Raw genomic sequence first — 26,892 nt, 5'->3', positions numbered from 1 at the left:
ATATTAAAAGTTATTGTTTTGTAAATAATGTATTAGCAAGGTATCACCTTTGCCAAAGTTTAAAATTTTGGCAAAGTTCATAATACACACAGCTAACGAATAATCTGTATAGGGAGTATCATATCAGAGTCTAATTGAAAGGCATTAGAATACTCCACTACGTTGTATGGACGCTCTTCTTGAGTTTTAGGGTTGAGCTTATTAGCAATAAGAAAGTGTGCTAACTTGATGCGCAACTTGTAATCGCCAGCAGTAGCTTCGTCTTTTATGTGAAAGACGCCTTTTAGTCCAATAGGGTCGCGTTGCTCAGGGTTGGTTTTATCCCAAGTGCGCAAGCGCAATTTCACCCCTTGTGTGCCGTAAGTACCATTTTCGGGGTCGGTATCCTGATATACATAGCTTAGGGCTTTGTTCATAGCTGTTATCATAGCGGTTCTTCCTGCTTCATCTTTAGGATATTCTCCTTGAAATAACTGAAAGAAGTGCTGATGAATAGGAGCCATTTTGGCACTTACAAACTCGTGGTTCATACGAGCTCCATTGTTGTAATAGACAATCTCGAAACGGTATTCGTGTCCCACTTGCCATTTTATAGGTTCGGTGATGTCATACACTATTCCTTTAGCTGACTTGTTGGCGGTGCGCTCTTGCACCTCGTTAGTTCCTAAATTGGTAATGATAAACTGCACTTTGTCGGGCATATCGTGCCCTCTGTCTTTGGTTTCATCGTTTGGAGGAGTGGGTTTAGTGTCGTCTTTACTACAACTGCCCATTGTAAAACATACTAATGCTATTAGACTAATAGCTTTTAAATAATAAGATATCTTTTTCATTTTAATAGTGTTTAAAAATTGTAATTTATTCTTAAATATACGTTCCTACCCAAATCGTGGGCATAATACCTAAAACGATTGGTGTATTCCTTATATTCAGTATTAAAAAGGTTTTCGGCTGATAACCTTATGTCTAGGGTTTGGCGTTTGCCGATATCTAAAGTACCTCCTATGCTCGCCTCGAAAAGGTGATAGGCATCGGGAGTAGTAGGCACTAACTCTTGTGAGGGCTCAAAGCGTGTTTGCTTGGCTACAAAAGTATGCCCTATGCTAGCACTCATACGGCTTAATAAACTGTTGCGGCGCGTTTTGTTATATTCTAGCGACTGACTCAAACGAGGTGCAGGGATAAACGGAAAGTAACGTCCCGTTTTCACTTCGTTAGCCCATACTACTGAGGCTTTCAAATGGTAGTCTAAACTTGTAGGATTGCCTACTTGTGCTAGTCTGTTTTTGTTTAACAAACGAACAGTAGCATCGAGGTCAGCGCCTCTAAAAAACGCATTGGCTTGGGTGTACTGAAAGATAGGATACACGCCTGAAAAGAGGGTTTGCACTTCGCCGGTAGGATAATCGTAAATGTAATTCTTAATATATTGGATATAAAGGTCGAGATTTACATTCCAACGTTTATTCTCATTGTTTAGCAAAAGCGAGGTAACCCACTTCACTCCTGTTTCTGATTCGAGCTTATCGTCACCTAAATCATAAGTGCCTGCACCGTGATGAAGTCCGCTACTGTACAGTTCGTTCACCTGAGGAGCACGCCACGCCACGCCTATGTTAGATTTCAGTTGTGAAACTCGCGAGAGAGGCATTGTTCCTCCTAAGGTATAGGTGAAATTATGGAAGTTGTGTTCGCCTCCGTAACGCTGTGAGTACATATCGTAACCATCGGCATTGAGGTACTTATAGTCGTAACGCACACCTGCTTCTAATAACCAAGCATCTCGCTGAAAACGTTGTATTGCAAAAGCACCATAACTAAGAGAGGCATAGTTAGGGATTACAGGTACTACCCCCGTACCAGGTTGGTTGTAGTTGTCCTGTTTGTTGAAACTACCCCCTATGGTACTCTTCCATTTGCTGTAAGCGTTTTCCCAATACACATCGAGTGCGTGGGTAGTGAGCTCCATATTTAAGGCTGGGATACGGGTTCTGTCCATTCGGCGAACACTGAACTCCTGACGAATATCTTTCTGAAAAGCGTATTGTGCGGTGAGTTTTCCTCCGAAGGGCAAGAAATAGAACGCTTTACCTTTTAACAGGTGGTGCACTACTTTTTGCTTGGGTGCATTGATGCTATACGAAAACGGATAAGTGGTAAGCGGTCTTCCAATTTCGAACCGAGCGAGCAAATCGTCTAAATTCCCAATATGTGAACCGTAGAACACACTGCTTTCGTTCTCATACCTACTGTAAAATATTTCAGCAGTGCCTTTTTCCTTCTGAACGCCTGTCGCTACTGAGAAATTGGCTTCACGAGCAGCAGTGTTATTCAGCAGGTAATTAGCTGTGCTGATGTCTCCTGAACGTTTCAAAGTTCCTTGTATACGCCACGCCCAAGAAGGTAACTCGGGGACTGAACTTTCGACTTTTAACGTAGTACTCAATTTGTGTCCGTTAGAGCCAAAAGAAGAAGCTAAGTTGGCGTGCAGACCGTCGCTATAAGGGAGTTTTTTTTGTTCTATGAGAATCACTCCACCTAAGGCATCAGAGCCATAACGCACCGATTCAGCACCTTTTACCACCGTTATTTGGTCGGCTACCAAAGGGTCGATTTCGGGAGCGTGGTCGGCACCCCATTGTTGTCCTTCTTGGCGTACTTCGTTGTTGAGTATCAAGATACGATTGCTGTGCAAGCCGTGAATTACCGGTTTGGCAATGGTCGCACCTGTTTGTATCATTGATATGCCCGATATAGAGGTGAGCACTTTGGCTAAATCGTCGCCTTGTTTCTCTATCAAGCTATTTCTTTTGAGTGAAATAGATATGATAGAAGGGGTTAAGCCTCTTACATACTGCTGAGTTGTATGCCCTGATACGGTAGTACCTTCGAGTACGCTCACTGCTTCTTTCATTACAATCACAAGAGGTTGTGAGTGTGGAATGATGACAGTACTTTCGTAATCGTGATAGCCTAAATAGGTTACTTTGATAGGGTAAGAGCCCTTGCTGAGTTTTTTTATCGTTACCTTCCCATCGGCATCGCTTATAAAGTGCTTTCCAACGAAATGCACTACCGCATTGCCTAAGGGTAGTTTTTGAGTGTCTTCTATTTGCAGTTGCAAGGTTTCTTGCGCATATAGCGAGAATGCACAACTGAGTAGCAGAAGACTGAATATCTTTTGCATAAAATCAATTTGAAAATTTTGGGAATTTGAAAATTAGCAAGCTGGGTAAGAAGAGGAATGACTCCTCATTTACTAATTAATTCATCAGCTAATTACATCGGAGGACCTCTTGAAAAGATAGTAAAGGTGCTTTGAGGAAAGCCTTTTTCGATAAAGAAGAATACTGCTGTTGTACTTTGCTCTAAGAATTGATAGATAAAAAATGAAGGAGCAAAGAATTGATGCAGTTGTACAAAAATACAATCGTGATGAGTGTCTACCGCTGAAAGGTGAGCGTTGTGATGACACTTATCGCCGGTAGCTATAGCGCATAACTCTTCCTGAGTGTGGTGATTATGAAAGAATTCACCCACCGGAAAAGATACTTTCAGCATACAAAACAGTAGCAGAAAGGCGAAGATGCGCGTGTGTAACGATTGTCTTTTCATAGTTTTCAAGATGCAAAATTACAAAATAATTTATGAATTGCAAAAAAAAGTCAATAATACTGATAATACCAGAAATGCCAATAATGCCAGAAATGCCAGAAATGCCAGAAATACCAATAATCAACTTTGCCAAAGGTGCGAGCCGCACAGGCAGTGTGAGCCACACGGGCAAAATTTTTGGCAAAGTGTATACCGCAAAATGATATATAGGAGTTTTCGGAAGATATCGAAGAGATTCGGAAGAAGGGAGGGAGGTTTTTTGATGAAAAAAGACTATTAGGAGGGTGGGGGTAGCTTATAGAGAGCTTATAGGAAGCTTATACGAATCTTGGACGATTGGTATAGAAAAGGTATATAAGTATTTGAAAGTGAGTGATTAAAAGATGAGAGAAAGAGGTGATTTTGAGGGTAATAAAACGAAGTGAAACGGAAGTGAAGAGGTGGTTGAGATATATGAAAACCATATTTGAACGATATGTGTGAATAATTTTGTATATTTGCCGAAAATTAGAATGTATGATAAAACTTATTGTAACGGATATTGATGGTACTTTGGTGAATAATCAGAAGGAGGTACCTGAGAGTTTTTGGGAAGTTTTTAAGGAGATACGAGCCCGTGGAATTAATTTTTGCGTGGCGAGTGGACGACAAATACAGAGTTTGCACGAGCTTTTTGCACCTATTAAAGACGAGATAGCTTTTGCTCCTGATAACGGTGCTTCGCTAATATACAAAGGGGAGACGCTTTTTGAAAACCCATTGAACCCTAATGGTATTCGCCCTATATTGGAAACTTGTGAACAGATTGGGCAAATAGGGGTAGCGCTTTGTGGAAGAGAGAATGCCTACATTAAGACGGATAGTGTTACTATTTTTGATGAAATAGCCAGACATTATCCCGCTCATACAAAGGTGAAGAACTTTTCGGAAGTGAATGATGACATCTTTAAAATAACTATTTGTGATGAAGGAATTTCAAGGATTAATAGCTATCCTCTTTTGAAAAAGTATGAGAATGATTTTAATGTGGTGGTCTCAGGTGAGATATGGCTTGATATTACCCGAAGTGATGTGAATAAAGGGGTGGCGGTAAGACGTCTGCAAGAGAAATTAGGTGTCTTGCCATCGGAAACAGTGGTTTTTGGCGACCATATGAATGATGTGGAAATGATACAAACTGCTGAGATGAGTTACGCGATGAAGAATGCCCAAGAGGCTTTGAAAGCTATTGCTAATTACGTGACTGAATACGATAATAACGAGGCGGGGGTAGTGAAAACTATACAACATTTGATAAATTAAAAGAAGAGTAGCAGAAAAGAAGGAGTACAAAATTCATAAAAAAATAAGGAAGGTTACCTGTTGATTTTCAGTAGGTAATATTCTTTTTTGGGAGAAAACTTTAAAATTGAAGGTAAAAAAATAATACAAAAGGCATAAAGATACAATTATCTTTTATATATTTGCACCCAGAAATTACAAAAACACTAATATATTTTATTTATGACAGCTAAGAAATTATGGATTTGGCTTGGGGCAACAGTGGCTGCTTCATTCCTTGTGCTGATTCTCTTCGGTGTAGAAATATACCGTACAGCACCTCCTTTCCCCGAAAAGATTGTAACGACCAATGGGGAAGTGCTCTATGAAGGGCAAGACATTAAAGATGGTCAGAATGTTTGGCAATCGATGGGCGGTCAAACTGTAGGTAGTATCTGGGGACACGGTGCTTATATAGCACCCGACTGGAATGCTGATTATCTACATCGCGAATCGGTATTGCTATTAGAGCTTTTTGCTCAGAAAGACGGTAAGGTGTACAAAGACCTGCCTGAAGATGAGCAAGCGAAGTACCAAGTGCAGTTGCGCAAAGAGTTGCGTACGAACACCTTTAACCAAGAAACAGGTGTGATTACCTTCTCGCCAGAGCGTGCTCAGGTGGCTAAAGAGTTGGCTACGTATTACACTAAACTCTTTATGGACGACCCTTCGCTAAGTGAAACGCGCACTCATTATGCGATTCCGAAGAATGCTATCAAAGACCCTGTGCGTATGCAACAGATGAATGCATTCTTTACGTGGACTTCTTGGGTATGTAGCACTAATCGCCCTAATAGCGATGTAACCTATACCAATAACTGGCCTTATGACCCTGTGATAGGCAATCACCCCTCGACTTCACTACAAATGTGGTCAGGATTTAGCGTACTGATGTTGCTTTTCGGGGTGGGACTCTTGGTGTATTATCACGCAAGCAACAAAGAGGAAGAAGAAAATGAACATCTTCCTGCGGAAGACCCAATGCGCGGTATGAAACCTACACCTTCAATGAAAGCTACCCTTAAATACATTTGGATAGTATCATTACTTATCTTGGTACAGATGGTGGCAGGGGTGATTACAGCACACTATGGTGTAGAAGGGGGAGGTTTCTTTGGAATTCCGCTTGATATGATATTTCCACAGGCTATTTCGCGTAGCTGGCACGTACAGTTGGCTATTTTCTGGATAGCAACCTCTTGGCTAGCTACAGGGCTTTACATAGCTCCTGCGGTATCAGGACACGAGCCTAAATATCAAAAATTGGGGGTAAATATACTCTTTATCGCCCTACTGATAGTGGTGTTAGGTTCTTTGGCAGGACAATGGTTTGGCGTGATGCAAAAATTGGGCTTAGTAGAAAACTTCTATTTTGGACATCAAGGTTATGAATATCTAGAATTGGGTCGTTTTTGGCAAATACTATTGCTTGTAGGCTTATTCTTGTGGTTGTTCTTGATGGTAAGAGCTTTATTGCCTGCTTTGCGTAAAAAAGACGAAAACCGCCATTTGTTATTGCTTTTTGTGTTAGCTTCTATTGCTATTGCAGCTTTCTATGGAGCAGGCTTGATGTACGGTCGCCAAACACATATGGCTATTGCCGAATATTGGCGTTGGTGGGTAGTTCACCTTTGGGTAGAAGGCTTCTTTGAAGTATTTGCTACCGTAGTGGCTGCTTTCTTGTTCTCACGTATGGGCTTATTGCGCTTGAAAGTGGCGAGTGCCTCAGTATTGTTCTCTACTATTGTATTCTTAGCAGGGGGTATATTGGGTACATTCCACCACTTGTATTTTAGTGCTACCCCTACGGGTGTATTAGCCTTAGGAGCTACTTTTAGTGCTTTGGAGATTGTGCCTTTGGTACTCATAGGATATGAGGCTTATCACAACTACAAGATTTCTAAATCTACTGAGTGGATAAAAGCCTACAAATGGCCTATCTATTGCTTTATTGCGATGTGTTTCTGGAACTTCCTTGGGGCAGGTATCTTTGGTTTTGCCATTAACCCGCCTATTGCCTTATACTACATTCAAGGATTAAACACTACGGCAGTTCACGGACACGCAGCCCTCTTTGGGGTATATGGTATCCTTGGTATTGGACTTATCTTGTTTGTGCTTCGCGGTTTGTATCCTGATCGTCACTGGAATAACAAGATTCTTGGTTGGGCATTCTGGTTGATAAATATAGGGTTGCTTGTGATGTTGGTAGGAAGCTTACTTCCTATAGGTATTATGCAAGCAGTAGAAGCTATTCAAAACGGCTATTGGTCAGCGCGTTCTGAGGAGTTTATGCACACCGATTTGATGCAAACCATACGTTGGTTACGCATTCCAGGTGATATACTCTTAGCAATAGGTGAATTGCTATTGGTATACTTCATCATTGGACTTAAAACCGGTTGGTCATTAAGAGACAAGCGATAATTTACAAAATAAACTTGAAAAAGCCAAAGGGCTGTCCTCAAAAGAGGACAGCCCTTTGGCTTTTTTGGGTATAAAAAAGAGCAAATCATAAGCCGGATTCTGTACCTACTCTTACCGATCAGGTGCTTATCATTTATCTCGGTTAATGATTGCTCATTAGCTCTAACCGCCTACCCTCCAACATCGGGCGAGCAACCCTCAAACGCTGGTTTACGCGACGTTGCACCTCATAGAGTTTACCTGATTTCACTATGGCATTACCCATACATTCTTTCTGTTGCACTTGTCCTCGCCTCACGGCGGACGGGTGTTACCCGCTATGATGCTCTGTGGTGTCCAGACTTTCCTCTACTTTCGTAGCGATAAGCTGATTTGCTCTTTTAATCTTTATTAGTAGTCTCCTAAAGTTTCAGGATTCTGTGCTAAGCCTTTGGCTAATTGCTCGTCGTTAGGAGCTTTGCCGTGCCAAGCGTGAGTGCCCATCATAAAGTCTACCCCATTACCCATTTCGGTATGGAGTAAGATACACACAGGTTTGCCTTTGCCGGTTAAAGCTTTTGCATCTGCCAATCCTTTTAAAATAGAGGCGATATCGTTCCCCTTTTCAATATCGATTACTTGCCAACCAAAGGCTTCCCATTTGGCGCGAAGGTTGCCCAAAGGCATTACTTTATCGGTAGGTCCATCAATCTGTTTGTGGTTGTAATCTACAGTAGCGATGAGGTTGTCCACTCCTTTACCCCCGGCGTACATTGCCGCTTCCCATATTTGCCCTTCTTGCAGTTCACCATCGCCGTGGAGGGTATATACCAAGTGGTTATCGCCGTTGAGTTTTTTAGCCAAAGCCACCCCAATTGCTACTGAAAGCCCTTGTCCCAATGAACCCGAAGCCACGCGCACACCTTCTAACCCTTCGTGAGGGGTAGGGTGACCTTGTAAGCGAGAATTGAGCAAGCGAAAAGTGTTCAGTTCACTTACTGGAAAGAACCCACGTCGTGCTAATACACTGTAAAACACTGGCGATATATGTCCGTTAGAGAGGAAGAACAAGTCCTCGTTTTTACCTTCCATAGAGAAAGGTAGTTTGATGTCCATTACCTCGTTGTAGAGGCATACAAGGAATTCAGCACAACCCAAAGAGCCCCCTGGGTGACCTGAATTTACATTGTGAACCATTCTGAGGATATCTCTACGCACCTGCGTAGTAAGGTCGGTAAGTTGTTGGATATTCATTGTATTTCTTCAGTTTTACGTTTTTAATACCGCAAAGGTACAATTTTTAAAGACAAAAGCAACAACGGAAGGATAATAAATTTTATTTCTTCATATAATGAGCTTTCTTATACATTATCTTTGAAAGCAGGAAAGAGGGCATATATGAGAGGAAGCGCATTAACCATTTCATTTGTTTTGGGAATAGAAGCAATGCTTTCTTTTCAGTAATAGCTTGCGTGATTTCGCTCACGGCTTGGGCTTCGGTTACAAGAAAAGGTTTCTTAGAGAGGTCGTTGTGGTTGAGGTCGCGTAGTTTTTTGGTATTTACATAGCCTGGAGCAATGGTAGTAATTGCGATTCCATACCGACGCAAAGCACGGCGATAAGCATCGGCTATTTGCATTACACTACGCTTGGTCTTGGTGTATAGGCTTGACTCGGGGTAGTCTAAAATACCCGAAATAGATGCGAGTAAGACTATTTGTCCGCCTGTGTGGTACATTGCTTTTCGTCCAACTTCTAAGCAGTTCACGGCTCCCATAATATTGGTTTGAAGCATTGCCACAGCTTCTTCATAGCTAATCTCATCTGCTACATCTTCAGCATAACTACCTGCACAATTGATGAGCAACGACAAAGTCCTCTCGCCTGCGAAATGCTGTATAACGTTTTGTAATTGCACTATATTGGTTACATCGGCTTGGTACTTCTCAAAACGCGATTCATCAGCGAGCTTTTGCAAATCTCTTCCGCATATGCCTACGCGATTGCCTTGTAGGTGATAATAGCTCGCCAATGCTAACCCTATGCCTGAGGTGCCTCCTATGATAAATACATTCATTGTTTAAAAGCGTTTATTGTAGTTTGATAACCGTAGTCCCATTGTTTTTCTATTTGTTCACGATAGTGAGCGTAGTTTTTTGGAAAGTGAATATCTACCGCACATCGCTTCCAGTTGATATACTTCTCTGAGTAAAATCCTTTTAAGACAATAGTGGCATCGCGGGTATTGATGAGGTGAGCGGGATATTGTGCTACTTCGGCTAAACGCTCGTTGCCACTAAAACCTAAAACTGCACGCACTAACGCTTCTTCAGTAGAACTATAAGGCTGTTTTTCCTCTCTTATCACTTCTTGCGAAAGAGTATTTGCTAATTCTATAGGTAGTAAATCTATTGCACCTCCTGCAAACACATCACCTGCTATATTCACCGGAGCTACGTAGAACATATCAGAAACTGAAATGCGGGCAGCAGTGAGCATTGGTATCTCTGTTTTAAGGAGAATATCTTTAGCAACTGCCGATTGTAAATAGTTATCAGAGGAGATTTCAATGGCTTGCAGATTTATATGTCTTGCAGTTTGTGTATCGGTAAAGAGTACTTTTTGGTAAAGCTTACGAGCCCCTCTCCGTTTGCCACATTCATCAGGAGTGAAAAGCATTTTAGAACCGACAATAATAGTAGGTAGGGTAGAGGAGAAGTGTACTTTGGCGAGACTCGGTAATAGGTTAGAAAGGTCTTGTGCCATTGTTACCAAATAGCGATGATACACATCTTCAATATAAGGAGCGTGCCTCTTGTCGTATTGTTTTTTAAGAGCTAAAAAGCCTATACGGTATAATTGACTATAAGGGGTGAGAGAAAGACTCTTGATGAAGTTATAAAATTCTTCGGATTGCAGGTAGGCTTTGCGAGCAGTATGTGTAGGAAAAGCATTGATGATTAGAGTTGCAAAAGCACCTCCACAAGAGGCTATCAGTAGCGAAGGAGTTTTGCCTAAATCATCTAAAGCATTGTACATACCGCCATAAAGGGCAAAGCGTGTACCTCCTCCTGAGAAGACTAAGGAGCGATGGAATGTTTTCACTGTACCCATAGAAAGAACCATATACTGTTAAACAAAAGGCTATCCATACGGTCTAAAAGTCCGCCGTGACCAGGAATAAGGTTGCCAGTATCCTTTACGCCTGCTTTGCGTTTGATAAAGGAAATACATACATCACCCCAAAAGCCGAAAAAGCTAATAGCTACCCCTAAGAGTAGCCACGTGTAAAGGGACGCTTGCAAACCGAGCACATACGCCAAACACACGCTTACAAAAGGCGTGAGTAAAATTCCTCCTACGCAACCTGCTATAGTTTTATTTGGACTCACTTCGGGCAGTATTTTCCGTTTGCCAAAGCATTTACCTGATAAGTATTGAAATACGTCGTTCAGTTCGGTGGAAACAATCAAAAAGATAACCCATAGTAAGCCGTTAGGTACTGAAAACAAAAAAAACAAATGTGGATAAGCAAATAGAATGATACCCAAAGAAAGAGCTATATAAAGTACTTTGTTTTTGGCTACAAAGAAAGTTCCTAAAACTGAAATAATGAGCAGAACTATACCTCCTAATAAATAAATTTGATAATAAGGAAAACAGAAAAGTAAAATGCCTTGTAGTATAACAATAACAATAGGTAAGTAACGAGTATTGAAAGAAAAGAGCCGTCCTAACTCTTTTAAACATTGAAAACTCACCCAACAAATAAAAATACGCATCGTAAGTTTATTATATACAGCCCCTGCAAAGACAGCAATAATGAATACCCAACTCCTAACGCGAAGAGGTACATCGGCAAACTTACTATGGCTATTAGTGTTGGGCATAAAGTCCTTTTTTGAGACGAATAAAGGTGCTGAGGGACAGTAAAGCAATTATAATCCCGAAGACAATCGCTGAGTAGGAAGTGATAGAAACGCCTAAAAAAGCTAAAAGTCCGTAAATGCCTATCAGTAAGGCACGGTCGCTTTTACCCATAGGTCCTTCATAGCGTCTTTCACCGCCTAACACTTTGCCCATTACGCCTGCAAATTCATTAAGAACACTGAGCACAATAAAAATAACTACTAAATAAAGGCTTTCGGGGTGATATTTCAGCAAAGGGAAGAAGATGAACACATCAGAAACCACATCACCTAATTCGTTGAGGATTTCACCTAAAGAAGTGGTTTGCTGGAACTCGCGAGCCATCATCCCGTCGAGTGCATTGAGAATCATACGCAAGAGTAAGCCTATAGGTAAGGCTAAGAAGAAGTAACGACATTCAGAAGCTTGCCAAAAGAGCACTCCAATTATTAAAGAAAACAAAATAGCAACTATCGTTATTTGGTTTGCAGTTACTTTCTTACGATGCAAGAACAGCAAGATAGGGTGTAGCAACTGCTGAAATTTAGGTTTTAGTTTGTAAACCGAAATCATATACTGAACTATATAAACATTGATGAGGCAAAAGTAATAAAAAATAGTGAGAAACAAAACTTGCTTTTCACTATTTACTAATTATTTCTTAAGCCAATTGTTTTCAAACTTACAGTTCTTGTATTCTCCGTTTACTGAAATGTAAGTTTTCTCGATATGTTCTTTCATCCACTTGCTGATGGCTTTCAGTTGTTTTTCTTTCAGAGCTAAATCTTGTATCTTTACGTAATCCTTTACAAAGTCGGCTTGGTGTTCCTCAATACGATTGGTGATTTGGTAAATCTTATAGGTCTTTTTGCCTGTTCTATCTTCGTCGAGGAAAGGTACTGATACCTCATTGTCTTTAAGGTCTGAAATGCGAGCGTAAAGTGTAGGCTCTATACGGGTAAGCTCAAAACGAGTAGAAAGGTCTTCGGGGTTGATAAGCTGACCGCCATCGTTGCGGGTTTCTTTTTCATCGGAGAAATTACGTGCAGCCTCGTCGAAAGTAAGCTCTTTGTTTACAATACGGTCGCGTATTTTGGCTATCTTCTCTTTAGCTTCGTTGAGGGCTTCCTCAGGAATGTCAGGCATTAACAAGATGTGTCGTACACTCACTTCCTTACCGCGAATCTTGTCCATTTGGATAATATGCCAACCGAAGCTAGACTCAAAGGGCTTAGATATTTCTCCTTCCCGTAAAGTGAAGGCTACGTCTTTAAAGGCTTTATCAAAAGCAGAGTTACGGTTGAAGGTGAGTACTTGTCCGCCAGTAGCGCGGTCTTGGGAGTAGAGAATGGCTTTGGTAGAAAAACTCATACCGTTTTCCTCTACATCCTTTTTAATATCGTTGAGCTGGTCTATTACTTTTTGTACCGAACTCTTGGGAGCTACAGGATTGACTACAATTTGAGCGATTTCTAATTCAGTACCAAAGTGCGGACGTTCATCGGCTGGAATAGCGTTGAAGAAGGTGCGTATTTCCTCAGGAGTTACTTCTATATCTTTTATAATTTGTTGTTTCATACGCTGAGCGAGCATACTCACTTTTAGGAGGTTGAAAAGCTCGTCGCGCATAGATTGTTCGTCGTCTTTTTTATAGAACTCTAAAAGTTTCTTAATGTCGCCACCTAACTGAGCGGTCAAAAACTCAATACGTTGGTTCACTTGGTCACGTACTTCGCTATCGGTGAGCTTCACACTGTCTTGCACAGCTTGGTGAGCGTAGAGTTTGTCTTCCATCAGTTTGCCGAGCATCTGGCAACGGTTGATTTCACGAGTGTCTACCTCTTGCTGTTGCAAATCAATATACGCCTTGTCGATATCTGATTCTAAAATCAAATAATCACCTACTACTGCTGCTACACCATCTACCTTTCTGCGCTCATTGTTTTGGGCAAAAAAAGGAGTAGTGAACAACAATATTACAAGTACTGACCAAATTTTTGTTTTATTCATAAACTTCGTTATTAACTTTAAACGTTCTGTTATTATATCAAAAGATGTGCCTAATTGCACTAACCAATTTGCAAAAGTAGTATTTATATTGGAAAAACGAAACTTTCTACTTTATTTTATTTTAAAACTACCGATGAGCCACCCTATTGCGGGAAAGTAAAAAAGAGCAGTGAATGCCCATAACCATTCATAAAAATTACTGAAAATAGGATAGTTTACAATTACTGAAAAACCTTTGTAGGTGATGAGTACCTCGGTGGTGATAAAAGCAAAAAGAAACAGATAAACGAGCCATCGGTTTACTTTGTATACTTCTTCTAAAAACAGCAAGAGACCTATGGTTACAATCCCTAGAAAATTAAAGTGCAAGTAACTTATCAACAGGTCGATGTTTTTAAACAAATAAGGCGTAAGAACAGGGAAAGCACCTGTGAACATCATTACTACTTTGGCGATAAAGAAACTGATAAATACAGTAGCTAAAAAACTCTTAGGTTGAGTTTTTAGGTATAAACGCAATATCATCACTACCGCAATGAGCCAAATAAGCACCGAAGCTCCTCCTACGATATAGTAAATAGGATAGCTAAAATAGCCTACCCAAGAGATGAAAAGCGAACCTATAATTCCCGCTTGAAACAGAATGAATACGCGCTTGATGAGCTGAGGATATTGAACGTCCCAACCGTATTTCTTTATAAAGAGTCCCATTAGGCTACTGAGCATAAAACCATTGTATTGAAAGTGCAAAAAGAAGGCAATGGCACACATATACATATCAGAGAACTTGCCATATTTCACTATGGTTACGGGCATTAGCCATATTCCCAAACTCGATAGAATAAGATACCAAATTCCCATTTTTACAAAAGGGGAAGTGGCATACTTCATAAAAAACTTCGCAAAAAAATAGGTACAGAAGATAAACACTGATGAAAAACTGATAGAAACAGCCCCATATCCTTGAAAAGGAAAGCTACATAGCATACCTAATACCGATAACTGAGTGATGTAGAACAGCCATCGGTAACGTTTGTGAAGTTGAGCGTTAAGAGGAATGAAAGTTCGCACTAAAATAGCCGAGAGCAGTACGTATACAAACCCTAAAAGTGCTAAATGCGAATGAGTATGCACGATATTTCGATAATTGAAATCGAAAGGATAGTCTACTACTTGTACCGAGCGCATAAAGATACCCAAGCACACTACTATAACGAAATAGGTAAATGCCCATCGTACATCAGTTCGTATGTTTAATTTAGTATTCAAAAGTACCATATTCGCTTTTTATAGTGAGACATTTATTATCTGATGAGGCTACCCTACCTATGATTTGCGCTTCTACATTAAATGATTTTGCAATAGTGATAATATCTTCTGTAATGGCTTCCTCTACATAGAGCTCCATACGATGCCCACAGTTGAACACTTGGTACATCTCTTTCCAATTGGTGTTGGATTCTTCTTGAATGAGTTTGAAAAGGGGAGGGGTAGGGAAAAGGTTGTCTTTGATAATATGCAAGTTATCTACAAAGTGCAGTATTTTAGTTTGTGCGCCTCCACTGCAATGCACCATACCACATATTTGGGTATTGTTGTACTTTTCTAATATCTTCTTGATGATGGGTGCATAGGTACGGGTAGGAGAGAGAACGAGTTTTCCAGCGTTTAACGGACTGCCAATTACCTTGTCGGTAAGTTGTTTCGTGCCAGCATATACGAGCTCACTGGGGACAGCGGCATCGAAACTTTCGGGGTATTTGTGTGCTAATACTTTTGCAAACACATCGTGACGCGCTGAGGTGAGTCCGTTGCTACCCATACCGCCATTGTATTCGTTTTCATAGGTAGCTTGACCGTAGGAGGCGAGTCCTACAATCACATTGCCCGCTTTGATATTTGCGTTATCAATCACTTTACGGCGTTCTATGCGCGCTGTAACGGTAGAATCGACAATAATAGTGCGCACCAAATCACCTACATCGGCAGTTTCTCCCCCTGTAGAATGGATATGCACTCCAAAGGCAGAGAGTTCTGCAATCAGCTCTTCTGTTCCGTTGATAATAGCTGAAATGACTTCCGCAGGAATGAGGTTTTTATTGCGCCCAATGGTGGACGAAAGCATAATATTATCGACTGCTCCCACACACAATAAATCGTCTATGTTCATTATGAGGGCATCTTGTGCAATGCCTTTCCACACGCTTAGGTCACCGGTTTCTTTCCAATACATATATGCCAAAGCCGACTTGGTACCGGCACCATCGGCGTGCATTACAAGACAATAGTTGTCGTCGCCCGTAAGGTAATCGGGGACTATTTTACAAAAGGCTTTGGGGAATAATCCTTTATTGATATTTTTGATAGCTTTATGCACTTCGTCTTTGGCTGCCGAAACTCCGCGTTGTGCATAACGTTTGCTTACTTCCATTATAGTTTATTTTTGAGAGGCAAAGGTAAGAATAATTTATCAATTAGCAAATTTGGTACAGTGTGGTGTGAGCCACAAGGGTAGGTAAAGAATGAACGAACAATAGGTGAAAGAAGGCTTGTAGTTAATGATTAATGGTTAATGGTGAAATTGGGAGAGGATTATACAAAGCTTATAGGATAATCGAACAATGAGTGGCTCTACAGTGGGTCTACAGTGGGTCTACAGTGGGTCTACAGTGGGTCTACAGTGGGTCTACAATGGCTCTACAATGGGGTAACAGTGATGAATAAACGAAGAATGAACGAAGAATGGACGAAGAAACAATAAATCTAAGATGAATGTAAGGTGAATAGAAGGAGTAAATGTGTTGTGTATATGACGGTCTTTTGGTGCTGAAAAGGGGAATTTGTACAATTGTTATTATTTTACTACTTTTGCCAAAAATTCTGTACTGATGGAAGCAAATGTTATCAGAGCTGGAAATTACAACGTTTATTTTAATGAGGAAGGAACTGATTTTATCAATCGAATAGTTGCGGAAAAACGTCCTTCGAAGCTGTTTTTGTTGGTGGACAGTCATACCAATGAAAAATGTTTGCCTGTGTTTTTACCTACTCTCATTACTGATATTCCGATAGAAATTATAGAAATAGAAGCGGGAGAACTGCATAAAAACCTCGATACTTGTACGCAAGTGTGGCACGCACTTTCAGAATTAGGAGCCGACCGCAAGAGCTTGCTCATAAACGTAGGAGGAGGAGTGGTAACCGATTTAGGAGGCTTTGTGGCTTCTACCTATATGCGCGGAGTGCCCTTTATTAATGTGCCGACGAGTTTACTGGCAATGGTAGATGCCTCGGTAGGGGGGAAGACGGGGGTGGATTTAGGTCCTTTGAAAAATCTTGTAGGAGTGATAAACAATCCGTTGGGGGTGGTGATAGACTCGCAATATTTAGGAACGTTACCTGCTGAGGAATTGCGTAGCGGAATGGCAGAGATGTTTAAGCACGGACTTATTCGCTCGGAGGCTTATTGGAACAAAATGTGTGATTTGAGAAGCCTTTCGTTAGCTGATTTGGACAGTCTTATTCACGAATCGGTGGTGATAAAGAACGAAGTGGTAATGCAAGACCCGAAAGAATGTGGATTGAGAAAAATACTGAATTACGGTCATACGCTGGGGCACGCTATCGAGTCGTATTGCTTGGAAAACCCCAATCGCGAATGTTTGTTGCACGGTGAGGCTATTGCGATAGGAATAGTGTTGGCTACTTACCTATCGGTGAAAAAGTTAGGCTTTCCTAAGGGCAAATGCGATAAGGTGAAAAGCGTATTGGGAGAGTATTTCAGTAAACAAACTTTTCATAAAGAGGATATTGAGGATATTTGTGAGTTGATGCGTTTTGACAAGAAGAATGTAGCGGGCAGAGTACACTTTGTGCTTTTGGAGGAGATAGGTAAGCCTAAAACGGATTGTGTAGTGCTTGAGAAAGAGATTTACAAGGCGTTTGAGTATTATAGTGCGAGCCACACGAGGAGATAAAAAGTAAGACGTAAAAGGTAAAAGGTAAAGCCAGTGAGGGCTCACAGCTGGGTATGTGGAGGCGGATTAATTAGCAAATGAGGAAATGAGAAAATGAGGGAATGGGAAAATGGGAAGATAAGAAAATTTGACAAATAAAGCAATAATTAATTATGACAACCTTTTTTAGGACGAGACAGTGATTTTTTTGGTGAATATTAAGTGAGGAAGCAAAAGAAATTAAAAATATATAAAGAATTAAACATTGAGATATAGCAATTACAATAGTATTTTTTGGTTATTTATTTTGGTGGTGCTACAAGGGTCGGCACAGAATTATTGGCGCAAAGCTGATTTCTCGACTCAGCGCAGTGCAGCAGTAACTACTAATAACCCAAATTATCAGTATTTTACACTGAATAAAAAGGCGTTTGCACGTGCTTTGGAAACCGATAGTAGACGCAGTGAGGCTACCGTTCAGATACCTGATGCCAACGGAACACTCATTACTTATCGCATTGCACCTACGCAGGTTCTTTCGGAAGCAGTTGCACGCAAATATCCTTCTATTAAAACTTTTGTGGGTAAATCAGTAACTGATCCCTCTAAACATATTCGTTTTACGTGGAGCGATTATGGGCTTGATGCTATTATGGAAGAAGAGTTGAGCTATTCGTTTATAGAAGCAGAAGATAAAGAAGGTGTTTATTACAGGGTTTATCGTCGTAAGGATGTTGAAAAAACATTCATAGACTGTAAAACATTAGATGTGCCTACTCTTTTGCAGGAAAGTAAAGCGGCTCAACGCCCTTCATTTCAGACTAAACCTATGCAACGTACTTTTCGCATTGCAATTGCTTGCACCCACGAATATACTGATTATTTCTGGGGGAAGGCTTCAGCTTTTGCCCAAATAGTCAGTACGCTAAACCGTGTAAATGAGGTCTATGGGCAACAGCTGTCGATTGTTTTCCAGTTAGTTTCGGACGATAGTATAGTATATGAGACTAAAGATACTGACCCTTTTACGGGTATTAACTACGAAAAAGAATGGTACAAAAATAAAGCTCGTGTACTGCAAGAAGTTTTGGACAACAAGATAGGTAATGCTAATTATGATATAGGGCAGTTGTTTCACAATGCTGCAGAAGGAGGTAATGCAGGTTGTATAGGGTGCGTGTGTACCAACGACCTCAAAGGACAGGGATTTTCGTCTTATCCGTTTGCTTACGTACGCAATAGAAGTGCTTTTGATATAGATGTGGTAGCTCACGAGATAGGACATCAACTGGGGGCACGGCATACTTTTTCTTATCGCAGAGAAGATGGGTCGGGGTCGCAGATGGAACCAGGGAGTGGTACTACTATTATGAGCTACGCAGGAGTTACGCGATATTATGATGTGCAACAGAATGCTGACCCTTATTTTCATCACCGCACTATTTACGACATTACAGATAACCTACAAGGCAAGTCTTGTGCTACCGAAATTTCTACGGGCAATACCCCTCCTGAGATACCCGACTTGAAAAGCTACACTATTCCGTATGGAACTGCCTATTTATTAGAAGGTACTGCTACCGATGCTGATGGCGATGCGTTGCTTTATACGTGGGAAGAAAGCGACAATTATACAGAAACGGGTAATTATTATTTTTCACCTACAATACGTTCAGGAGCTACGGCACGCTCTATGAAACCCTCAGCACAATCATATCGCTATATCCCGCGTTTGGAGCGTATAGTAGCGGGTACGCTCACCCAGCAAAAACCTAAAAAAGGAGATGCTTGGGAAACAGTGCTCAACATAGGGCGTACCTTGCATTGGACTTTTATGGTTATCGACCGTCCTTTAGCAAGCAATCAAACAGGAAATACAGCTTATAAAACCATTGATGTGGTAGTGAGTGCAGATGCGGGTCCGTTTAAAGTGAGTTCGCATACCGAGCAAAGCACCTGGTATGTAGGACAAAAAGTAAGTTTGCAGTGGGATGTAGCTAATACAGATAAAGCACCTGTGAATGCCGAAAAAGTGAAGATACTCTTTTCGACTGACGGCGGAGTTACTTTTTCGCATACCTTAGCTACGGGCTTACCTAATAACGGGAAAGCTGAAATAAGTGTGCCTGATGCTATTAAAACGCAGCAAGGAAGGTTTATGGTGAAAGCTGAAGAGAACCTATTTTTGGCAGTGAATGCAGGGAATATCACCGTAAAAGAAGATGACGATGTGGATAATGACGGCATACCTTCGCGTATGGATAACTGTCCGACTGTAGCCAATCCTGACCAAGCTGATGCTGATAATGACGGTATAGGCGATGTTTGTGATGACGATATGGACGGTGATGGGATTTTAAATGTTTTGGATAACTGCCCTACCGTGTCTAACACTACCCAACAAGACACTGACAACGATGGTATAGGAGATGCTTGCGATAACGATATAGATGGAGATGGTTTCTTAAATGACCAAGATAATTGTCCTAATGTTTACAATCCAGACCAAGCTGATTTAGACGATGACGGTATAGGCGACGCTTGTGATGACGATGTAGATGGCGACGGAATCCCGAATGCACAAGACCCACAGGTGGATTATGTGCTTATCTCCAACGCTTTTACCCCTAATGGCGATGGGGTGAATGATACTTATGTGATAGCGCGTGCTGAACGATACCCTAATAACACCCTGTATATATTCAATACCTTAGGGCAATTAATCTACTCGGCTCACGGGTACAAGAACCAATGGGACGGAAAGAAATCTGATGGTACCTTAGTGCCACGAGGTTCGTATGTAGCTATTTTCAGCATTGACGGCAGTGAAAAGAACAAGAAACAACTTTGGATTTACATTAATTATTAAGAAGAGAAAAACACAGAATCCTATGAAAAAGATATTATTAAGTATGTTGGTAATAGGCACAAGTGCTTTGCGCGCACAAGCTACAGACCCTACATACATTTTTTATCAACAACACGAAAACCTAATAAACCCAGCGGCAGTGGGAATGGAGTTTGGACACACTATTTCGGTGGATATACGCAACCAGTGGCGAGGAATGACCGAAGCCCCACAAACGCAAACCCTTTTTACTACGCATCGTTTGAGTGACCGAGTGGGGTTAGGTTTTTCATTGGCAAGCAACAAAGTATTTATACAGAAACAAGCAGGCATTTACGCTGATTTCTCGTATGCAATACCCATTTCGTACAACTCGCGATTGATAGGAGGAATTAAATTTGGCGGTGATTTCTATAATATAGACGGCAGTGATATGACGTATTATAACGGCTTGTATAACCAATATTACCCTAATGGCACACGTATGCACCCTACTTATTATTACGACCCCTATTTGCAAACCATTTCAGGAAAGTTCCAGACTAACTTTGGGGCAGGGCTGTATTATGACCACCCTAACTTTTACGTAGGTTTTTCTATCCCTAATATGCTTGCTACCGATAGGGTACGAATGGATAACGACCAAATGACTTCTTTAGCCGAAACGATGTACTTCTATACCATAGCAGGCTATTACTGGCGTCTTACCCCCGATTTCACTATTAAACCGCGTTTGCAGATGCGCTTAGCCAAAGGCGAATATCCCTCGACCGATATTACAGTAGCAGGAAACTTTTTGGAACGAGCAGAATTAGGGATTACTTATCGCACAGATAAAGCTGTGAATGCTTATGTGTTATTTAACATTCCTAACTATTATGTATCTATAGGCTATGGTTTTGAGAGCTATTTTCAAACCCATATGAATTTACAGTCGCGCAACTCTCACGAGTTTTTGGTACAATTTAAATGGTAAGGCTAAGAGGTGAAAATGAAACAAAGAGTGTTATTATAATTCAGAATTTAAGTGTTTGAGTTGTTTTTGTTTCTAATTGTTAGTTTATATTGCCTTTACTCAAATATTGGAGCTTTGTAGTTACAATTTGCTCTTATCCTTTATTAGAAGAAATTATTATCAGAATGAAAAGAAGATTACTTATCAGTGTTTTTTTGTTTATCGCAGGAGCACTACAAGCTCAATCTATAGATCCTACGTACATATTTTATCAACAACACCAAAACTTGGTGAATCCAGCTGTGGTAAGTAAGGAAAAGGGGCATACTATTTCAGCAGACATTCGCAACCAATGGCGTGGAATGAATGAAGCTCCTCAAACGCAAACCTTTTTTACCACTCACAAGATAACTGACCGCGTGGGCTTAGGGCTTTCAGTAACCAATAATAAAGTATTTATTCAGAAGCAAACGGGTGCTTTTGGGGACTTTTCTTATAGAGTGCCTATAAACGAACATTCTAATATCGTAGGAGGAATTAAGTTTGGAGGAGAGTTTTTTAATATTGATATAAGCCAAATACGCACATATAATCACTTGTACAATGCGGGACAGAATGCTACGCGCTACGACCCCTATTTGCAAGATATCTCGGGGAAGTTCCAATTCAACTTTGGAGCTGGAGTTTATTATGAATTGCGTGACTTTTATGTAGGGCTATCTATCCCCAATATGCTCGCTTCTGATAAAGTGGGTATGGAAAATGATGTAATGACTTCCGTTGCTGAGAATATGTTGTATTATGCAATGGCGGGCTATCATTGGCATATCTCTTCTGAATTTACTCTAAAGCCAAGTGTACAAATACGTCTTGCTAAAAAACAAGAAGCCTCAACAAACTTCACTGTAGCTACTGACTATTTAAACCGTGCTGAGGTAGGGCTTACCTATCGCACTGATAAGGCTTTTAGCTCTTATGTGCTCTTCAATATCCCGAATTATTATTTATCAGTGGGATATGGTTTTGAAACCTACTTTCAAACACATCTCAATTTACAATCGCGTAACTCTCACGAGTTTTTGGTACAAGTGAAGTGGTAGTGTGAGCCGTACGGGCAACTATTTTACTGTATATTGTAGCGTAGTATACTGTGCCACCCGAAACCCTCCAAGAGGGTTCTCACGAGAATTTCCTTTGTTCACAATATTACCTATGGGGCGCGTAGGAATAGTAAACGGACCTTGTCCTTCTGATAGTCTTATAAGCATTTGCACAAATTCTTTGTATTGAGGGTGAATTCGATAAAGTGTTACGTTTACAATATCTCCTTTGTTTAACTTATCATTATTGAGTCCTGTCATTATAAAGAAAAACTTATAGTTAGCTATATAGTTGTCGTCCAAAGTCCCGTAAGTAATTTTTTTACTACTACTTTGTGTCAGCCTTACTAAATAAGCATTGGCTACACCATCACTAATACCGTCAAAGTAGAATTTTAACTCTATTTGGTCACCTAAAAAGCCTCCGTTTTCTTTTTGTACTATTTTGTCAGAAGGTATTATAGGAGCTTCAAGCATTTTGCTCTTAGCAGTATAGGTTTGTCCGTTGAGTTCTATGATAAGTTCATAGTCCTTGCCTAACTCAGGAGTGATACCTGCGGGAAATACATAACGGCTCCCGCCTTTTAATGTAGCTACGTTATCAGTGGTAATGGTAGAAGTACCGTCCCATAACGAGAGTTGGTACTCTTGTGTCTGGGTTTGAGTATGTGCTTTGATTTTCACAATGGCATTATCAATAGCAGGTGAAGGCGTATCACCAAAATAGGCTTCCGTATAACTGATGTCCACTACAGGATAGGCTTTTGTCTCTCCTTTCTTCCAATCGAGAGATGCATCAATCACTAACTTTTGAGGAGCAGAGTCCAATTTTAAATCTATGACCTCTTCACAAGAAGTTAAAGCTAAAGCACTGAGAAGTATAATATAAATATTTCTTATTTTCATAGTAAATAGAGGTTTAAGCATTAGAAACTAAAGTTATAAGTTACACTGGGTATAATACCAAAAATAGAGAGTTTAACGGCTTCATTTTTATGGGTGTCTAAGTTCTCACGGAAGGAAACACTCACAGCATTCTTGCGGTTGTACACGTTGTAAATACCGAAAACCCATTCGCTTTTCCAACGCTTATTTGGGCGTTGTGGCGTATAGGTAGCCGAAAGATCCAAACGGTGATAAGTAGGCAAGCGGTATTCGTTGCGTTTGCTATAGTCAGGAACACTCATTCCTAAGTAGTTATAACGTCCTACGGGGTAATTAGTAGGTAAGCCTGATTGAAAGTTAAATACAGCTCCGAATGTCCATTTAGCAGAGAGCTCATAGGTAGCCGTAATCGAAACATCGTGAGGTTTGTCGTAGGGAGCACTATACCAGTCGCCGTAGTTGATACCTATTTCTTCAGAGGTACGTCCTTTAGTTTGCATTTCCGATTTTGAGAGTGTATAAGCTATCCACCCAGTGAGTTTACCGGTGTTTTTACGCAATAACAGTTCCAAACCATAAGCTCTGTTTTCCCCTGTTAGCAATACTTGTTCAATTGCTTCGTTAGCAATGAGGTTCGCACCGTCTATATAGTCTAAGCGATTTTGCACTTTCTTGTAATAAGTTTCAACCTCTATGCTGTATTTATCGTCCGAGAAGTTAGAAGCATAACCCAACGCCACTTGGTCAGCTAACTGTGGTTTGATAAACTCATCACTGGGTGCCCATACGTTCAAAGGCGAAGGCGAAGCTGTGTTAGAAATCAAATGTACATATTGAGCCGTGCGTGCATAACTCGCTTTTATTGATTTATTATCGTTGAAAGCATAGCTCATAGTAAAGCGCGGTTCGAAGTTAGAGTACAAATTTATAATACGGTTACTACCGTAGTACTTCGTCCCAATAGGGGTCGCTTTCTGATAGATTTGTCGGCTCGTGTTAAATATCACAGGGTTGTCATCTTTATACATATTTATTGTGCGTTTCCCTAAGTGATAGAAAGAGCTCAATCTCACTCCGTACGATACCGTAAGAGCTTCTCCTAATTTCTGTTCGGCATCTATATAAAAAGCTGTTTCGGCAGCGTATTTATGGTCAAGAACCTTTTCTTTGATAGTAGAGGCAGGAGATTTAGGTACTATTTTACCAGGTTTGAAGGTATAATATAGTCCTTGAAAACCGTAGGTAAATTTAAACTTCTCTGATACATAGTTCTTGAAATCATATTTTAGGTTGAAATTCTCTATCCCTGAAGTCCATATCATATCAATCCAGTTAAAGTCAAACTTATAGTCGTAATTGCTATAAATAACCGAAAGGTTTGAGAAGAGCTTCTCAGTAAATAAGTGATTCCAACGCAAATTCACTAAACCATTACCATAAGCATTAGTAAGGTTATCGCTCAGTTTAAAAAGGTCTCTACCAAAGTAACCCGAAAGATACAGCGCATTGTTTGGGTTCAGTTGGTAAGAGAGTTTTGTATTGAGGTCGTAAAAGTACATCGAATTTTCATTGTCGCTCAGTTTGAGAAAGAGATGAGCGTAAGAGGCGCGACCTCCTACTAAAAACGACGCTTTGTCTTTTATTATAGGACCTTCCGCAAGTAATCGTGAAGAGAGCACCCCTATGCCCCCTGTAGCCCCAAACTTGTTCTTGTTCCCCTCTTTCTGATAAATATCCAAAACCGAAGCGATACGTCCGCCATAACGTGCCGGAATTCCTCCTTTGTAGAGCTTCATATCACGTATAGCATCAGCGTTGAAGACACTCAAAAAACCAAAGAGGTGTGATGCATTGAAAATCGTTGCTTCATCAAGAAGTACTAAATTCTGGTCGGCAGCACCTCCACGCACGTTAAATCCTGATGATGCTTCGCCTGCGTTGCTCACCCCTGGCATCTGCATCAGCGTTTTGATAATATCTACTTCACCTACTAGTACAGGCAGTTTCTTCACCGTAGCGATAGGAATAGAAGCTACACTCATTTCAGGCTTGCGTACTGCTGTTTTTTGGGTTGTGGCATTTGCAGTTACGTCTACTCCTGTAAGCTGAATAGCCTCAGGCTTCAGTTTGTAATCTTTGCGGATATTCTTGTTTAGTACTATAGTTTCTTGGTGAGTACCATAGCCTATATACTCAATGGTAATGGTATATTTGCCTTCGGGCAAGGTAATAGAATAGAACCCGTACTCGTTGGTAGAGGTACCTGTGTGCAGTTCTTTGATGATAAAGTTTACCCCTAAGAGCTTTTCGCCGTTAGAAACATCAGCAATCGAACCACTAAGGGTGTACTTGTGCTGTGCAAAAACAGCAGTTGTAGCTACTAAAAACAATAGTAGCAAACATTTTCTTTTCATATGTTACTGTTTTTATTTTTTTCGGTACAAAAGTATAAGACAAGATGTTTATAGCACTTATCTATTTCTTTTAATAAGTTATCAATTTTGTGTCTTTTTGAGTGCAAAGGTATAACAATATTGTGGTTTATACAAAAAACTAATCAATGATTAGTGAAATAATAACCAACGCTTGATTGTTTTTTTACTAAACTTACAACTTCAAAAATCTACTAATTTATCAATTAAAAAAATACCTATCGTGCTACGACTGCTTGTGTGGCTCGCACTTTCTATTCACTATTCCATACAAAAAAGTCAGCAATTAGCTTTACACTAACTGCTGACTCTTATCTCATTTGCTAATTTACTAACTACACCTGTAGCACGCACAATATATCAACAATATAAGCAGATTGACTCCTCCCAAAACGTCTTCTTTATGTTTTATTGTAAGAAAATCAGAAGTTACTTGGTTCATTTCGTACTGCTGAAAAGCTAAAAGTGAAGTTTCGTAAGATAAGGGTATGATAAAAAACTCACCCAATATAAATACTGCGATTGAAAGTATAAGCAATAGTAAGTTTTTCCGAGTTCTTTGGCATAAGTAAATTACAATATTGCCTATAAGGAACAACCACATTCCCTTAATCATTCCCAGTTGAACCATCGCATCTATAAATCGGCGTTGCCATAAGAAGAACGAAGTGTCTTGTGGTGTAGAAAGCATATTCATCGCTATAAAAGCCGAAATATTTCCTATTAATAAACTAAGCCCCACAATAGTAATAAATTGAGCTACTCGCTGAAGAAGATTTTTACTTTTCATCTGTTATTCTGTTTTTAATTTCTGAGATGCAAAATAATGCAGAAGTGGTGAGATAAAAATTAACTTGGGGTAATAAATTACATATAGGCTATTCTTCTTCTAATTCTGCTCAATGATTGTGGAGTAACTCCTACAAACGAAGCTATGTATTTCTGTGCTACTCGTTGCTCAATATTTTTATATTGTTTCATAAATTTCGAATAACGTTCTTGCGGACTATCAGTAAGTCCCGAAATAATGTATTGTACTGCTTTGATAAAAGTCTCTTCAAGTAGTAGCCTACCAAACCGTTCACCCTCTTCTATTTCTTTGTAAAACCGTTGCAAATTACCGTAAGAAATCATTTGCAAAACACTATCTTCAAGTGCAATGATTGTTTTCTGTGAAGGTGTTTTAGTTATAAAACTCTCATAGTCGCAAACAAAAGTATTCTCTTCGTTAAAGTGTATAGTAAGTTCTTTCCCATCATAATTCATAAATTGCCTCAGTAGCCCCTTGTTTACATAATAAAAATGCTTACAGACTTTACCTTCTTGTAGTAGTACCTCTCCTTTGGCAAGATACAAAGGCTCAAAAAGCTCTTCTATAAGAGCACAGTCCTTTCCCGATAGAGCTATATATCCCCTTATCTTGTTTAAAAGTAATTCGTATTTCATCTTCCATACA

21 protein-coding genes and 1 other RNA gene are annotated in these 26,892 nt (G+C 40.2%); 6 read left to right on the top strand and 16 right to left on the bottom strand.

The annotated features are described in order from the left end of the window. Positions 1-92: 92 nt before the first annotated feature. The 3 genes from HMPREF1321_RS07035 to HMPREF1321_RS07025 all read right to left on the bottom strand — a co-directional run bounded on the left by HMPREF1321_RS07035 (position 93) and on the right by HMPREF1321_RS07025 (position 3,561). The gene (locus HMPREF1321_RS07035; RefSeq protein ID WP_009421970.1) at positions 93-833 is read right to left on the bottom strand and encodes a hypothetical protein; all 741 of its coding nucleotides are present in this window, start codon (positions 831-833) and stop codon (positions 93-95) included. An 11-nt stretch (positions 834-844) separates the two neighbouring features. Beyond that, positions 845-3,187 (bottom strand): TonB-dependent receptor, encoded by a 2,343-nt coding sequence (locus HMPREF1321_RS07030; RefSeq protein WP_009421963.1) that lies wholly within the window; start codon positions 3,185-3,187, stop codon positions 845-847. Positions 3,188-3,279: 92 nt separating this feature from the next. Continuing rightward, entirely contained in the window at positions 3,280-3,561 is a 282-nt protein-coding gene (locus HMPREF1321_RS07025) for a hypothetical protein (RefSeq protein WP_009421951.1), read from the bottom strand. A 570-nt stretch (positions 3,562-4,131) separates the two neighbouring features. Here HMPREF1321_RS07025 and HMPREF1321_RS07015 point away from each other — a divergent pair. After that, a complete protein-coding gene (locus HMPREF1321_RS07015) occupies positions 4,132-4,917 on the top strand; it encodes an HAD family hydrolase (RefSeq protein ID WP_009419645.1) in 786 nt (261 codons plus the stop codon). A 201-nt stretch (positions 4,918-5,118) separates the two neighbouring features. After that, entirely contained in the window at positions 5,119-7,362 is a 2,244-nt protein-coding gene (locus HMPREF1321_RS07010) for a nitric-oxide reductase large subunit (RefSeq protein ID WP_009419644.1), read from the top strand. 73 nt (positions 7,363-7,435) lie between these two features. Here the strand turns inward: HMPREF1321_RS07010 and rnpB are convergent. The 9 genes from rnpB to HMPREF1321_RS06970 all read right to left on the bottom strand — a co-directional run bounded on the left by rnpB (position 7,436) and on the right by HMPREF1321_RS06970 (position 15,691). Then, an RNA gene (gene rnpB, locus HMPREF1321_RS11240) (RNase P RNA component class A) lies at positions 7,436-7,741 on the bottom strand. Positions 7,742-7,752: 11 nt separating this feature from the next. After that, positions 7,753-8,595, bottom strand: a complete 843-nt coding sequence (locus tag HMPREF1321_RS07005; protein WP_009419643.1) for a transketolase — start codon at positions 8,593-8,595, stop codon at positions 7,753-7,755. Positions 8,596-8,677: 82 nt separating this feature from the next. Further along, positions 8,678-9,418 (bottom strand): SDR family NAD(P)-dependent oxidoreductase, encoded by a 741-nt coding sequence (locus HMPREF1321_RS07000; RefSeq protein WP_009421934.1) that lies wholly within the window; start codon positions 9,416-9,418, stop codon positions 8,678-8,680. Next, entirely contained in the window at positions 9,415-10,455 is a 1,041-nt protein-coding gene (locus HMPREF1321_RS06995; protein WP_034575849.1) for a patatin-like phospholipase family protein, read from the bottom strand. The genes HMPREF1321_RS07000 and HMPREF1321_RS06995 overlap by 4 nt, the downstream gene beginning before the upstream one ends. Further along, entirely contained in the window at positions 10,443-11,231 is a 789-nt protein-coding gene (locus HMPREF1321_RS06990) for a phosphatidate cytidylyltransferase (protein ID WP_009421942.1), read from the bottom strand. The genes HMPREF1321_RS06995 and HMPREF1321_RS06990 overlap by 13 nt, the downstream gene beginning before the upstream one ends. Continuing rightward, positions 11,218-11,823 (bottom strand): CDP-alcohol phosphatidyltransferase family protein, encoded by a 606-nt coding sequence (locus HMPREF1321_RS06985; protein ID WP_034575847.1) that lies wholly within the window; start codon positions 11,821-11,823, stop codon positions 11,218-11,220. Before HMPREF1321_RS06985 ends, HMPREF1321_RS06990 begins: the two co-directional genes overlap by 14 nt. 81 nt (positions 11,824-11,904) lie before the next feature. Beyond that, positions 11,905-13,260 carry a peptidylprolyl isomerase gene (locus HMPREF1321_RS06980; protein ID WP_009421979.1) on the bottom strand — a complete coding sequence of 452 codons (1,356 nt, stop codon included), beginning with the start codon at positions 13,258-13,260 and terminating at the stop codon, positions 11,905-11,907. A 111-nt stretch (positions 13,261-13,371) separates the two neighbouring features. Further along, entirely contained in the window at positions 13,372-14,538 is a 1,167-nt protein-coding gene (locus HMPREF1321_RS06975; RefSeq protein WP_009421965.1) for a hypothetical protein, read from the bottom strand. Beyond that, a complete protein-coding gene (locus HMPREF1321_RS06970) occupies positions 14,519-15,691 on the bottom strand; it encodes an AIR synthase related protein (protein WP_009421944.1) in 1,173 nt (390 codons plus the stop codon). The genes HMPREF1321_RS06975 and HMPREF1321_RS06970 overlap by 20 nt, the downstream gene beginning before the upstream one ends. 457 nt (positions 15,692-16,148) lie before the next feature. Between HMPREF1321_RS06970 and aroB the strand changes: the two genes are divergently transcribed. The 4 genes from aroB (at position 16,149) to HMPREF1321_RS06950 (ending at position 22,119) form a co-directional block, all read left to right on the top strand. After that, positions 16,149-17,237, top strand: a complete 1,089-nt coding sequence (gene aroB, locus HMPREF1321_RS06965; protein ID WP_034575845.1) for a 3-dehydroquinate synthase — start codon at positions 16,149-16,151, stop codon at positions 17,235-17,237. 244 nt (positions 17,238-17,481) lie between these two features. Further along, the gene (locus HMPREF1321_RS06960; protein WP_009421986.1) at positions 17,482-20,085 is read left to right on the top strand and encodes a thrombospondin type 3 repeat-containing protein; all 2,604 of its coding nucleotides are present in this window, start codon (positions 17,482-17,484) and stop codon (positions 20,083-20,085) included. Positions 20,086-20,107: 22 nt separating this feature from the next. Then, a complete protein-coding gene (locus HMPREF1321_RS06955) occupies positions 20,108-21,040 on the top strand; it encodes a PorP/SprF family type IX secretion system membrane protein (protein WP_009421938.1) in 933 nt (310 codons plus the stop codon). A 164-nt stretch (positions 21,041-21,204) separates the two neighbouring features. Beyond that, positions 21,205-22,119 (top strand): PorP/SprF family type IX secretion system membrane protein, encoded by a 915-nt coding sequence (locus HMPREF1321_RS06950; protein ID WP_009421967.1) that lies wholly within the window; start codon positions 21,205-21,207, stop codon positions 22,117-22,119. A gap of 18 nt (positions 22,120-22,137) precedes the next feature. Here the strand turns inward: HMPREF1321_RS06950 and HMPREF1321_RS06945 are convergent, their stop codons facing one another. From HMPREF1321_RS06945 to HMPREF1321_RS06930, 4 genes are all read right to left on the bottom strand, one after another. After that, positions 22,138-23,025 carry a DUF4249 family protein gene (locus tag HMPREF1321_RS06945; RefSeq protein ID WP_034575857.1) on the bottom strand — a complete coding sequence of 296 codons (888 nt, stop codon included), beginning with the start codon at positions 23,023-23,025 and terminating at the stop codon, positions 22,138-22,140. 20 nt (positions 23,026-23,045) lie between these two features. Then, a complete protein-coding gene (locus HMPREF1321_RS06940) occupies positions 23,046-25,418 on the bottom strand; it encodes a TonB-dependent receptor (protein ID WP_009421926.1) in 2,373 nt (790 codons plus the stop codon). A gap of 349 nt (positions 25,419-25,767) precedes the next feature. Then, a complete protein-coding gene (locus HMPREF1321_RS06935; protein WP_009421984.1) occupies positions 25,768-26,226 on the bottom strand; it encodes a hypothetical protein in 459 nt (152 codons plus the stop codon). 77 nt (positions 26,227-26,303) lie between these two features. Then, positions 26,304-26,882 carry a Crp/Fnr family transcriptional regulator gene (locus HMPREF1321_RS06930; protein WP_009421925.1) on the bottom strand — a complete coding sequence of 193 codons (579 nt, stop codon included), beginning with the start codon at positions 26,880-26,882 and terminating at the stop codon, positions 26,304-26,306. Positions 26,883-26,892 lie beyond the last annotated feature (10 nt).

The sequence above is a fragment of the Capnocytophaga sp. oral taxon 412 str. F0487 genome (assembly GCF_000271925.1).
Lineage (GTDB): Bacteria > Bacteroidota > Bacteroidia > Flavobacteriales > Flavobacteriaceae > Capnocytophaga > Capnocytophaga ochracea.
The sequence above is the reverse complement of the archived record's forward strand: the minus strand, read 5'-3'. Positions and strand labels throughout refer to the sequence as shown.